This is a genomic window from Clostridium cibarium, from assembly GCF_014836335.1.
In the GTDB taxonomy this organism is placed as follows: Bacteria; Bacillota; Clostridia; order Clostridiales; family Clostridiaceae; genus Clostridium; species Clostridium cibarium.
In genome coordinates, this window is the sequence record NZ_JACSRA010000022.1 from 1 (window position 1) to 13,558 (window position 13,558).

11 protein-coding genes and 1 CRISPR repeat array are annotated in these 13,558 nt (G+C 27.8%); of the genes, 9 read left to right on the forward strand and 2 right to left on the reverse strand.

The annotated features are described in order from the left end of the window. Window positions 1-124 precede the first annotated feature (124 nt). Both H9661_RS13090 and H9661_RS13095 read right to left on the reverse strand, forming a co-directional pair. The gene (locus H9661_RS13090; protein WP_191769254.1) at window positions 125-1,732 is read right to left on the reverse strand and encodes a DEAD/DEAH box helicase; all 1,608 of its coding nucleotides are present in this window, start codon (window positions 1,730-1,732) and stop codon (window positions 125-127) included. 135 nt (window positions 1,733-1,867) lie between these two features. Next, the gene (locus tag H9661_RS13095) at window positions 1,868-3,766 is read right to left on the reverse strand and encodes an NAD(+) synthase (RefSeq protein WP_191769256.1); all 1,899 of its coding nucleotides are present in this window, start codon (window positions 3,764-3,766) and stop codon (window positions 1,868-1,870) included. Between the two features lie 298 nt (window positions 3,767-4,064). Between H9661_RS13095 and H9661_RS13100 the strand changes: the two genes are divergently transcribed. The 9 genes from H9661_RS13100 to H9661_RS13140 all read left to right on the forward strand — a co-directional run bounded on the left by H9661_RS13100 (window position 4,065) and on the right by H9661_RS13140 (window position 13,557). Further along, window positions 4,065-4,496 carry an NfeD family protein gene (locus tag H9661_RS13100; RefSeq protein WP_191769258.1) on the forward strand — a complete coding sequence of 144 codons (432 nt, stop codon included), beginning with the start codon at window positions 4,065-4,067 and terminating at the stop codon, window positions 4,494-4,496. Between the two features lie 2 nt (window positions 4,497-4,498). Further along, window positions 4,499-5,437, forward strand: coding sequence for an SPFH domain-containing protein (locus tag H9661_RS13105; protein ID WP_191769260.1), 939 nt, complete (start codon window positions 4,499-4,501; stop codon window positions 5,435-5,437). Window positions 5,438-5,512: 75 nt separating this feature from the next. Beyond that, window positions 5,513-5,845: a hypothetical protein gene (locus H9661_RS13110; RefSeq protein ID WP_143315326.1), complete on the forward strand. Its 333-nt coding sequence runs from the start codon at window positions 5,513-5,515 to the stop codon at window positions 5,843-5,845. Between the two features lie 123 nt (window positions 5,846-5,968). Further along, the gene (locus tag H9661_RS13115; RefSeq protein WP_191769262.1) at window positions 5,969-6,715 is read left to right on the forward strand and encodes a heparan-alpha-glucosaminide N-acetyltransferase domain-containing protein; all 747 of its coding nucleotides are present in this window, start codon (window positions 5,969-5,971) and stop codon (window positions 6,713-6,715) included. A 335-nt stretch (window positions 6,716-7,050) separates the two neighbouring features. Further along, a CRISPR array of direct repeats spans window positions 7,051-7,470; the repeat unit is 30 nt; unit sequence ATTAACCATTAACATAAGATGTATTTAAAT. 213 nt (window positions 7,471-7,683) lie between these two features. After that, entirely contained in the window at window positions 7,684-8,376 is a 693-nt protein-coding gene (gene cas6, locus H9661_RS13120; RefSeq protein ID WP_191769264.1) for a CRISPR-associated endoribonuclease Cas6, read from the forward strand. 15 nt (window positions 8,377-8,391) lie between these two features. Beyond that, on the forward strand, window positions 8,392-10,134 hold the full coding sequence (gene cas8b, locus H9661_RS13125) for a type I-B CRISPR-associated protein Cas8b/Csh1 (RefSeq protein ID WP_191769266.1): 1,743 nt from the start codon (window positions 8,392-8,394) through the stop codon (window positions 10,132-10,134). Then, window positions 10,127-11,077 (forward strand): type I CRISPR-associated protein Cas7, encoded by a 951-nt coding sequence (locus H9661_RS13130; RefSeq protein WP_191769268.1) that lies wholly within the window; start codon window positions 10,127-10,129, stop codon window positions 11,075-11,077. The genes cas8b and H9661_RS13130 overlap by 8 nt, the downstream gene beginning before the upstream one ends. A 3-nt stretch (window positions 11,078-11,080) precedes the next feature. After that, a complete protein-coding gene (gene cas5b / locus H9661_RS13135; protein ID WP_191769271.1) occupies window positions 11,081-11,857 on the forward strand; it encodes a type I-B CRISPR-associated protein Cas5b in 777 nt (258 codons plus the stop codon). 41 nt (window positions 11,858-11,898) lie between these two features. Further along, window positions 11,899-13,557 (forward strand): CRISPR-associated endonuclease Cas3'', encoded by a 1,659-nt coding sequence (locus H9661_RS13140; protein WP_191769273.1) that lies wholly within the window; start codon window positions 11,899-11,901, stop codon window positions 13,555-13,557. Window position 13,558 lies beyond the last annotated feature (1 nt).

A 13,558-nucleotide genomic window follows, 5' to 3' on the forward strand; every position in this document is an offset into this window, starting at 1 on the left:
TTATTCCAAATCTACCATCAAACAATACAAAAAAAGAATGTAGTAGATTTGTTTTACACAAATCTATCTACATTCCCACCTTATATAAAAAAACTATCCAATTTTAAATTGGATAGTTTTTTTATTATCTTCTTTTAGTAGCTACTTCAACATTAACTTTTCTTTTATTAATCTTGTTTCCAGTACATGCTGAAAGAACTTTATCTGAAATGTCCTTATCAACAGTAACAAATGAAAAACTTTCAAGTATATCTATTTTATTAACTTTCTTGCCATTTATATTAGCCTTTTCAGTTATAAATTTTACTAAAGTTTTTGGTGTTAAATTATCTCTTTTTCCAATAGAGAAGAATAATCTAACATCATCACGATTTTTAAAACGATCTGTACCGTAAGAAGTTTCTCTTTTAGGAGTTTCCAAAGCATCAGTAGTATAGTTAAAGCTCATTTCCTTATTAAATTGCATTTTCATAAGTGCAGCAACCACATCAACTGGGTTGTAATTTTCACAAAGAGTGTTAGCAAGTTTAACATATTTAGAGCAATCTTCATTAAGTAAAACTTGTTCTATTTCCTTAGATTTAGAGTTAAACTTTGATTCTAAAATTTCTTCAACTGTTGGAACAGGCATTTTTGTTATAGTACCTTTTGTAACTCTTTTAATTTGGTTAAGCATTGAAAATTCTCTTGGAGTAATGAAAGAGTAAGCAGTACCTTCTCTGTTAGCTCTACCAGTTCTTCCTATTCTATGGACATAACTTTCAACATCTTGAGTCAAGTCATAATTTATAACGTGAGTAATTCCTTCTACATCAATACCTCTTGCAGCTACATCTGTTGCAACTAAGTAACTTAAAGAACCTTCTTTAAATCTTTTTAAAGTTCTCATTCTATGGAGTTGAGACATATCACCATGCATTCCTTCAACAACATAGTTTCTTGATTGAAGACCTTCAACTAAATCATCAACACCTTTTTTAGTTCTACAAAAGATGATTGCAGCGCTAGGTGTGTCATAATCTAATACTCTGCATAAGGCTTCAAATTTATTTCTTTGATTAACTTCAAAAAATCCTTGCTTAATCTTAGAAACTGTCATAGCAACTTTTTTTATGTTAACTATTTTAACATCTTTCTTCATATACTTCTTAGCTAATTTCTCAATTTGAGGTGGCATAGTAGCAGAGAATAATAGTGTCTGTCTTTCATTAGGTAGCTCTTTTATAACTTCTTCTATATCTTCAATGAAGCCCATATTAAGCATTTCATCAGCTTCATCTAAAACTAAGAATTGAGCATCTTCTAAGTGAAGAGCCTTTCTTCTAATAAGATCAAGAACTCTTCCTGGAGTACCAACAACTACATCAACACCTCTTTTAAGTTCTCTAAGCTGCTTTTGAATAGAATCTCCGCCGTATATTGGTAAAACGTTAATCTTATCATATTTTGATAATTTATTTAATTCTTCGTAAACTTGAATTGCAAGTTCTCTTGTTGGAGCTAAAACTATAGCACCAATATTGCCAGTTTTAACAAGGTTGTTTAATAAAGAACAACCAAAGGCAGCAGTTTTACCTGTACCAGTTTGTGCTTGACCTATAAGATCATGTCCTTCTAATGCTAAAGGAATAGCCTCTGCTTGAATTTGAGATGGATTGACATAACCTAAGTCGTCTATAGCCTTTATTATCTCATTTTTTAAATTTAAATCTTTGAACGTAATTTTTTCCATGTAATGTTCCCTTCATTTTATATTTGCTTCATATATTATTAAACTTTTTAAATTGCACATTTAAACATCATATATATTTGCACTAACTTTCTAAGTATAGCCTAATTGAAAGAATAATGCAAAGAATTTTAAATATTATTTCCAAGGTGCTGCATCAGAAGGCATTCTTAAATCTCCTCTTGGGGATAGTGATATTGATCCAACTTTAGGTCCATCTGGTAGTGCGCTCCTCTTAAATTGTTGTGTAAAGAATCTCCACATAAACTTATCTAACCACTTTTGAATTTCGTCTTCACTATAGTCATCCTTAAAAGCATTTTTTGCTAAAAAGAAAATTCTTTCCTTAGATGACCCATGTTTCATAAAATGATATAGGAAGAAATCATGTAATTCATAAGGGCCTACAATATCTTCTGTTTTTTGAGTGATTTTACCTTCATCATCCTTTGGTAAAAGCTCAGGACTTACAGGAGTTTCAAGAATATCAATTAATGTTGAGCGAACAGTAGAAGTTGATTCCTTTTCCGCAACGTATCTTACAAGGTATCTTACAAGACTCTTAGGGATTGAAGGATTAACAGAGTACATAGACATATGGTCTCCGTTATAAGTACACCAACCTAAAGCTAGTTCTGATAAATCACCAGTTCCAATAAGCAGACCACCTTCTTTATTAGCTAAATCCATAAGGATTTGAGTCCTTTCCCTTGCTTGAACATTTTCATAAGTAACATCGTGGATATCTTTATCATGGCCAATATCTTCAAAATGTTGAAGAGAAGCTTTAACTATATTAATTTCTCTTAAATCACAACCAAGTTCTCTGCATAAGCTTAAAGCATTATTATATGTTCTATCAGTTGTTCCAAAGCCTGGCATGGTTATTGCTACAATATTATTCATTGGATAATTTAACAGTTCAAAAGTTTTAACAATAACTAATAAGGCTAATGTAGAATCAAGTCCACCTGAAATTCCTATAACTGCCTTTTTAAGCCCTGTATGTTCAAATCTCTTAGCTAAAGCAGAAGATTGAATATTAAATATCTCTTTAGAACGTATTTCTCTTTCAAGATCATTAGATGGAACGAATGGATGTTTATCTACATATCTATCAAATTCCTTTAAAACTACATCTTCATATGAGAAATTTATAGTCTTAGGAGACATATTTAACATTCTAGTAGAATCTCTAAAGCTAAGGTTTTTCATTCTTTCAGCATTTAGCTTAAAAATATCAACTATAGAATAAATTACTTCGTTATCTCTTTGGAAACGCTTATTCTCCTTTAGTATGCCCCCATTTTCTCCAATTAATAAATGTCCGCTAAATAATAAATCTGTAGTAGATTCATGAACGCCTGCAGAAGAGTAAATATATGAACAAATACAGCGGGCACTCTGATTTTTAATAAGATCACGTCTGTAGTCCATTTTGCTGACAAGTTCATTTGATGCGGAAAGATTACCTATTATATTAGCTCCTATAAGAGCTAAATAGGAACTTGGAGGAATAGTTACCCAAAGATCTTCGCAAATTTCAACACCAAAAGTAAAATCAGCACATGAGAAAAGTAGGTTTGTACCAAAATCAATATCTTTTTGGAATGGAAGATCAATTATTTTATTTGTTATTCCAATTCCCTCAGTAAACCAGCGTTTTTCATAGAATTCACTGTAATTTGGTATATATGATTTAGGAACTATACCAAGAATCTTTCCTTTAAATAATATGTATGCTGCATTATATAAAGTACTCTTATGTAGTAGTGGGGCACCGACAGCTATAAGAATATCTAAGTTTTTAGTGTCTTCAAGTAAATTATGAATTCCTTCAATAGATTTATTTAGCAAAGTGCTTTGCAAAAATAAATCAGAACAAGTATAAGAAGTTATAGATAATTCTGGGAATACAATTAATTTTGCTCCGTTTTTCACAGCGTCTTTTGTACATTCTAAAATATTAGAAATGTTAAAATTTACATCGCCTACTTTTGTAATAGGGCAAGCAGATGCTACTTTAATAAAATCCATGTATTTCAACTCCATTGTGTAATTATTTTTTACTACATTAATAGTAGTATTTCATTTATTTTAGGTATATAAACATAATAAAATGAAAATTTTAGAAAAGCAATGAAAAATAAAGAAAGAGAAAGAATAATCACTTAAAGAGTTATTTTATAACTTATAAAGAGAGAAAATTAAACTTGTAAGCTTGGACCTTTGGAAATAGAATGTATTCATAGATAAATTAACTAACAAGAAATAGGTACTTAATGGTATAATGGAAACATATATACTAGTATTAATAATGAAAGGGGAGATGATAATGGGAATGCTTATATTTTGGCTAGTTCTTTCTATTGTTGCATTATTGGTTGATGCTTTTACTAGTGCATTTTTATTTATATGGTTTGCTTTTGGTGGTGTGGCAGCTATAATTGCAAGCTATTTAGGGGCAGGACTTATGTTACAGATTGCTTTATTTGTCTTAGTTAGTTTAATTGCAGTGGCAATTGGATATCCATGGGCTAAGAAAAAATTTAAGACTTCAATAAAGCCTACACCGCTTATGGAAGAAACTTATGTAGGAAAAGAATTTGTAGCAGAAGAAGAGATCGGAGAAAAAACAAGATTAAAAGTGTCAGGAATTTATTGGACAGGATACAATGAAGGAAATATAATAAAAAAAGGACAAAAATTTAAGATAGTGGGAATAAATGGAAATAAGTTAATAATTAATGGAATCGAGGAGGAATAATTATGAGTGGATTAATAGTTGCAGGAGCAGTAGTACTTATAGTAATAATAGTTTTATTAGCATCAATAAGAATAGTAAATACAGGATATGTTTACGTGGTAGAGCGTTTAGGACAGTTTCATAAGGTATTAGAACCAGGGTGGCACTTTTTAATTCCTTTTGTAGACTTTGTTAGAAAAAGGGTATCTACAAAACAACAAATTTTAGATGTAGAACCTCAATCAGTTATAACAAAAGATAATGTTAAGATTTCAGTAGATAATGTTATATTCTATAAGCTTTTAAATGCAAAGGATGCAGTGTATAATATAGAGAATTATAAGTCTGGTATAGTTTATTCATCTACTACTAATATGAGAAATATTATAGGTAATATGACATTGGATGAAGTATTGTCAGGTAGAGATAAGATAAACCAAGATTTATTAAGCATTATAGATGAAGTTACAGATGCATATGGTATTAAAATACTTTCAGTAGAAATTAAAAACATAGTACCTCCAGGCGAAATACAACAAGCTATGGAGAAGCAAATGAAGGCTGAAAGAGACAAAAGAGCTGCAATACTTGTTGCAGAAGGACAAAGACAATCACAAATAGAAAAAGCAGAAGGTGAAAAGAGAGCTAAGATTTTAGCTGCAGAAGCAGAAAAAGAAGCTCAGATAAGAAGAGCAGAAGGTTTAAAAGAATCTCAACTTTTAGAAGCTGAAGGTAAAGCAAAAGCTATAGAAGAAATAGCAAAAGCAGAATCAGAAGCTATTATGAAAGTTAATAGGGCAATTATTGAGTCTGGAACAGATGAAAAAGTTATTGCATTAAAACAAGTTGAAGCTTTAAAGGAAATGGCTAATAATCCTGCTAATAAGCTTATATTGCCAAACGAAACTTTATCTTCTCTTGGAAGCATAGCTGCAATAGGAGAGATGCTTAAAGGAAAGTAATAAAACTATAAAAACATTTCACAGCTTTATATAGCTGTGAAATGTAAACAGAAAAATGAACGGGGTGTTGCTTTGATGGTTATTTTTATAATTTCCTTAGTGACCGTAATATTAGGATTTACTATTTATATTAAAAAGTTATATAAGCTAGGGTACATGTTTTTTTACTATAAGTCTATTGATAAATGTTATAAGGTTAATAACGAAAAAGACAGAGATGAAATAGCTGAAATTACTGGAGCGTATATGATGGTTGTTGGATTGATTATAGGGGTAATTTATCTACTATCCATGGCTATAGATTTAAAAGTCTTGCTTTTAATATTACTAATATTTATCCCATTTTTTCATTATAGACTTTATAGAAGTCTTCATGAATATAAGGGCGAAAAAATAGAAGAAGAATAAAGATTAGAAAGAAGTACATAAAAATGTATTTCTTTTTTTAATACTTTAGATTACTGCGGAATGAATTAGTATGGACAACTATGGGAATAATTAAGGTAAAAAGTTATTGTTATAGGAGATCATATGAAAAAACGTGTCCAGTTAATTGATGAGTTAAGAGGCTTAGCTATAATACTTATGATAATATACCATTTTATTTATCAATATGTATTATGGATGTCATCAAATAGTAAAATTTTAGATAACATAATAATTGAAGGTATTAGGTTAGGGGCAGAGTTTTTGTTTATAACTATATCAGGAATTAGTAGTTCATTTAGTAGAAATAATTTTAGAAGAGGATTAATTTGTGTTTACTTAGGAATTTTCATAACAGTTGTAACTTATATTTTTGTACCTAGAGAATTAATTTCATTTGGAATATTACATTTCCTTGGGATTTCAATAATTTTTTATGAACTTTTGATAGATAGGATAAGAAAAATTACCCCTAATAGGGGATTGGTTTTATCTCTTATTCTCTTTATCGTTACCTATGTTGTCTTATATGAAGGGTCATATTTAAAAGAACGTATGAAATTATCTTGGATAATTAATCTTAAAAATAATGGATATCTTAACTTTATTGGAATAAAGTCGAATTCTTTCATTAGTTCTGATTTTTTCCCTATTATTCCTTGGTTTTTTCTATTTCTTTCAGGAGGATTTATAGGGGAGAAGATTAAGAAAATAGATAAGATTAAAGATGAAAATAAGATTGAGTTTTTAATTTTTTTAAGATGGCTTGGACGAAATTCTCTTTTAATTTATATGACTCATATTCCTATAATAATTGGGATTATTTTTTTCATAAAGTATATAGTTCTATAAGCCTACCAAAACTTTTATTAGATTTTTTGCACTCTGAGAAGAAGGGATTTATGGTATATTCTAATATTCTTGTATTCTGAAGAATATTAGAATATTAGAATACAAAGGGGAAATTAGCCGTGGATATAATATTTATGGATGAGACATATTTTTATAGGAAAATTTACCAGGCAGATTTATTTTAAAAATATGGTTAGAGTAGAGTATCAGTGTAGTTGTAGTATATGAATTTTTCTTCCTTAAATTTAGACATTCGCTTGGTAAAAAGGAGATAGAATGAGATTATTGCAGCCTGGTGATTGATTGTAGTATTATAAGAATATAGAATTTTCTAGATTAACCATTAACATAAGATGTATTTAAATAAAATGAAAAATATAAGAATGTATTTATTTCAGCAAATTAACCATTAACATAAGATGTATTTAAATATGATGATGATGATTTTATAAATCCAAACAAACCAAATATTAACCATTAACATAAGATGTATTTAAATTAGCTTGCATAGTAGCGAAGGAGAGTGTAGAGAAATTAACCATTAACATAAGATGTATTTAAATGTTATTTTTGTGGACATTTTACCAAAGCCTCCTACATTAACCATTAACATAAGATGTATTTAAATCAAGCATATAAACTAAATGATAAGTTATGTGATTTATTAACCATTAACATAAGATGTATTTAAATATGCTACCGTAAAAAATAGTCCAATGTGGAAGATTAACCATTAACATGAGATGTATTTAAATATTCGTTGGTAACTTCTAAGTGGTATGTCTAGTATATTAACCATTAACTGATAATGATAAAATTTTTTAAAAGTTAAGTGTAAATTTATTAATATATAAAATAAATTATATTAAAAATTTTATAATTAGTTATTTAAAGTGGATAGAAAACTATTATTTTGTTTATTTACATAATGTTACATATAAGGTAAAATTAATTCAGGGAGGTGTTGTATGAAAGTTTATGAAATAAGGATAAAGCTATATGTTTTACAAAATATTAGCTTAGAGTCAGCACAATCAACAATTTGTTCATTTATAGATAAAGCTTTAGTAAAAAATAAAGATTTTGCTGAATTTCATAGTGAAAGAAAGTTTAAAAATTATTGCTTTGATTCGCTATACCCTTTGGAAAAAGATAAGGTTTATAAAGAAGGGAAAATATATACATTAACATTAAGAACTATAGATGAAAAATTAGTAGATTTCTTTAGTAAAGAATTAGTTAATAGTTTTACTGAAAAATTAAAAGCTTTGACTGCTGAGAAGAAAATTATACCAAAAAAACATATAGAGAAAATTTATTCTATTACTCCAATGATAATGAAAAATGATTCAGGATATTGGAAGGGGAAATTATCTTTAGAAGAGTTTGAAAAAAGGATAAAGGAAAATCTTATAAAGAAATATAACACATTTATGAATACGAAGATCAATGAGGATTTTGAGTTATATTCAGGTCTTGAATTTAAAAATCGAAAGCCAATTATTATAAAGTACAAAGACATAAAGCTTATGGGAGACAAAGTTTCTTTAAATATATTAGAAAACGATTTAGCTCAAGATATGGCATACATGTGCCTAGGAACGGGTTTGTCAGAAATGAATTCAAGAGGATATGGATTCATGAATTATAGATTTATATAAGGAGGTGAATTAGTATTGCTGAAAGATTGCTTAGAGGTTTTCAAAAGAGAACTCAATGCTAAAGGAGAAAAGCTTATAACAGATACATATGTTCCAAAAGATGGGACTTATATTATTGTGGCTCCAACTAATGATGCCTATGAAATCAAGGAAATAGTACAAATAAAACAAGATAAGAAGGCAAAAGGAATAGATAAATCACATAGTTATTATAGCTATATATGTGAAAGAGATTATAATAGCAAACTAGTGGAAATGAATAAGCCAATTGATGGCAAAAAGGTAATACATAGTAATAACTATCTAAGCTTTTTTATAAAAAAAGAGAATTTGGCTAGTGGTAAATTAACTGATGAAATAATTGATAATTATTATAACGTTTTATCAAATCCGTATCTAAAATATACAAAGGAAAATGCAAAGGAAATATATAAATCTCTTGAAGAAGATGTTGGACAAGTAGATATTTCTTTGTTAGAAAATATTAAAACATGGATAAAGAATAATATTTTCAAGCTTGATGAAGAGATTATATCAGGTAAAGATTATCTAAAAATATTTTTTGATTATCCTATAGAAGATTATAAAAGAGAAGGTAAGAGGTATCTTATTCCTAATATCTATAATAATAATGATTTTAATATAAAAATTGATAATACCATCTATGGTTTGCCAAATGATAATATGGGGCTAAATGCTAAAAAGCCTTACCTAGAGAATAAAACAAGAAATGAAAAAGTACCATATCTAATTAATAATGATGAAGTGCTACTCCAAGGAAAATTCTTTGACTATTTATTAAATCTTGCATCTATTGGTAAGGTTAATATTTATATTAAGGATGAAATTAAGGGATATAATAATGGAGAATTTCCTGATAAAGATTTTCAAGGTATATTTTTAAGGCTTAAAAAAGGTAAAGAAGTAGAAATTCATGATTATGATGTTATAACAGAATTTAAGACCTTGTTATCTAAAAAATTTCACTTTAAAAATATCTTAGAATTAGATTTATCATCTAAAAATGTCTCTGTAGAGAATTATGGTTTCATTTCTACAGTAAAAGATATGCAGGATATAATAAACATTGTATTTTTTTCAAAGTATTTAATAAATAATTACTTTACAGAAGCTTCTGATATGTCATTTAATGAAAGCTATATAAAGAATAATCTATTATTATCTAGAGAAACATTATTTAATTGGTTGTATAAAGGTATAGATAATGGCGTGGAGGCAGTATTAAATAAAATTTCATTAAATTTGATTAAAGGTTCAGTAAATAACGGATATTTAAATAAAGCATGCCATCAATTTAACTTAAGATGGTCACTAAATAACTATTTTAAAGGAGGAAAGGATATGGCAGATATAGTTTATAATATAAAAAATTCTTTAAGAGAAAAAATTAATTCTTCAATTACAGATAAATTTGAAAATGATGAAGAGTTTTATTTTGCAGTAGGTCAATCAGTGGGATTTCTACTTTCTAAAAGTAGAGGAAAAAAGAAACCACATTCTTTAGTAAATCCCTTTATTAATGCAAAAGACAATGATGTGATTAAAGCTAATTTAATAAAGTTATTTAAAAAGTACAGTTTTGATGAAAGTGTAAATAGCAAGAGATTTAATAATATGTATGCAATGATATTAGGTTACGAGCCAGAAGATAAAGTAAATCAAGATATAATTCTTGCAGGATATTTAAGTAATAACTTAGTTTATGAAAGCAATAAGGAGGAAAAAAATCATGAATAAAAGGGTTTGTGGAGTATTAGGAATTTCGTCAATTATGGCTAACTGGAATGCAGATTTTACAGGGTATCCAAAGACAACATCAGCTGGGGAGACTTTTGGAAGTGATAAGGCTCTAAAATATCCAATGAAGAAGATGTGGGACAATGAGGGGAAAAAAGTTTTATATATAAAGTCAATGAAACTTTCTGAAAATAAGAAGAAAGAAACTGTATTGGCACCTAGATCATTAAAAGAACGTTATGAGCAAATATTTGAAGTAAAGAATTTAAAGGAATGTAAGGATACAAAGGAAGTATTAACAAATCTTTTTAAAGCAGAAGATGTAAAGAACTTTGGTGCAACTTTTGCTGAAGAAGGAAATAATATTTCTATAACTGGAGCTGTTCAAATAGGACAAGGTTTTAATAAATATGATGGAACAGAACCAGAAGAACAACAAATACTTTCACCATTTAGAGATGCTTCAAAGGATAATGCAAAGCCAGATTCAGAAGAAGCTAAAAACTCAACTCTTGGAACAAAAATTGTAAGTAATGAAGCTCATTATTTTTACCCATTCACAATAAATCCATTAGCTTATAAGGAGTTTGTAGAACTTGGTGTTACAGATGGGTATACAGAAGAAGATTATAATAATTTTAAGAGAACATCTTTAGTTTCTGCAACGTCTTTTGCTACTAATTCTAAAGTTGGATGTGAAAATGAATTTGCTTTATTTGTTGAAGGTGAAGAGGATCTATATCTTCCAAATCTATCAGAATATATAGAGTTTGAAAAAGGAAATGACAAAAATATTATACAAATAAAGTGTTCAGATTTGATTAATTCTCTAGGAAGTAAGATAAAGAATGTTGAAATTTACTATAATCCTTATACAACTGAGCTACAATCCGAACTAAAGGGAGCTAAGATCTTTAATATATTTACTCAAGAAGAGGTGTAATTTATGAACGCACTAAAATTTACGCTGAGAGGTAAAAATGCTTTTTTTAAAAAGCCAGATGTTAATTCGTATCTATATTTTACTTATGGAAATATACATAAGGTAGCTTTATTAGGTATTTTAGGTGCAATTCTAGGTTATAGTGGATATAACAACAATAAGCTTAAAGATATGTTAGAGAATAAAGGTAAAAAAGCATCAAACACTAAAATATTTCCAGAGTTTTATGAAAGATTAAAAGAACTAAAGGTATCTATTGTGCCTAATAATAATGAAGGATTTATACCTAAAAAGGTGCAAAATTTCAATAATTCCGTTGGATATGCATCTCAAGAACAAGGTGGAAATTTAATAGTTAAGGAACAATGGTTAGAAAATCCATCTTGGGATATTTATATTTTATTACAAGATGAAGAGGGAGATAAAATAAAGGATTCCATTTTAAATAATAGAGCTATTTATCTTCCATACTTAGGGAAAAATGACCATTATGCTGATATAGTAAATGCAGAAATAGTGGAAATTAGTGAATTAGATAATGGAAGTAAAATAGATTCGCTTTGTCCTAAAAGTCTTTTTCAAGTAGATATTGATAATGATGAAGAAGAGGATGAGGAGGATGTAAAACAATTTAAATATGAAGAATCATTACCAATAGGAATTAGTGAAGAAACAAATATGTATATATTAGAAAAGTTTTTATGTACAAATATGAAGATTATAAATAAAGATAAAGCTGAAATTTATAAAGCAAATAACAGGAATATAGTATTTTATTAGAAGGAGGGGAGACCCTCCTTTAAAGTTAGGGGGGCAAATTAATGTATTTTGATGAGATTGAAATTATTAAAGTTAATGAATTACTAAGTGATAAATTTAAATATTATGCGCATTTAGGGAGCAAAAAAAGTAATAACAAGGAGGAGTTATTTGACCATACTAAGTTATGCTTAAGATATTTTAATAAATTAGTAAAAGAAAAAAATATTGATTTAGTATTAAGAAATTTTGAACGTTTATATTTAGGCGGTTTAAGCTTGGAGGCAATCAAGTTATTCAAAGAATTATTTATAAACACTATTACACTTCACGATATGGGAAAAATTAATCCAATATTTCAAAGCAGAAAAATGGATAATGAATCTATTAAGTTTGATGAAAAATTTTGTGCAGTTGATACTAAACATTCTATTGTTTCATCAGTGTTATATATAGATTATTTTTGGAATAAAGTAATGACTTATCCAGCACAAGAGAAAAAGATACTTAGAACCTTTATGTTTTTAAATTCATATATAATCTCAAAACATCATGGAAGTTTAGATGAATTCGTTAAATATATTGATAAATTTGATGAAGGAGAAGTAGGTTTTAAAGTTATAGATATTTTTACAAATACCTATAAAGAGATATATATAAAGGGATTTAATTTAGAAGAAAGTAAAGTTAAGACGCAATGTAAAAATACAAAGAAAGTTTTAAAGAAATGTAATAGAGAAGAATCTATTTATCTTTATACCTATGGTAAATTGTTATACTCACTGTTATTAGCAAGTGATTACTATTCAACTACAGAGTTTATGAATGGCGTAGAAATGAAAACTTTTGGTGGGTTAGATGATGTTTATGAGTTTTATGATATTTATAAAAGAACTGATGTAATCAAAAGTATAAGAAATTATGAAGAGAAACAATATGGTAGTAAAAAGCTAGATAATATAAGTGATATTAATATATTGAGAAATGAAATGTTCTTAGATGCAGAAAAGGTATTAATTGACCATATAGATGAAAATATTTTCTTTTTAGAAGCCCCAACTGGTAGTGGTAAAAGTAATGTATCCATGAATTTGAGTTTTAAATTAATTGAAAAGGAACCAACCTTAAAGAAGATATATAATATTTATCCTTTTAATACTCTTGTTGAACAAAACTTAGAATCATTTACAAAGATATTTGAGTGCAATGAAAAAATATTAAATAATATTGCTGTAGTTAACTCTATTTATCCTATAAAAACTGATAAATATGAAGAAGAAAGTAATGAAGATTTCTATTCAAAATCATTGTTAGACAGGCAATTCTTAAATTATCCGATAGTACTAACTACTCATGTAAGTATATTTGATACAATGTTTGGTGCATCAAAAGAGTCATCCTTTGGATTTCATCAGTTAGCTAATAGTGTAATAATTTTAGATGAAATTCAAAGCTACAAAAATGTAATATGGACAGAAATAATATCTTTCTTAAAAGGATTTTCAAAGATTTTAAATATGAAGGTAATAATAATGTCTGCTACATTGCCTAATTTAAACTTATTGTTAAAGTCAAAAGAAAATACGATAAATCTAATTAGAGATAGAGAAAAGTATTTTTCTAATCCACTTTTTAAAGATAGAGTAAAAGTTAGTTATGAGCTTATGGATAAAGAAAACATATTGGATGAGCTATATACACATGTTAAAAAATCTAGTTAAT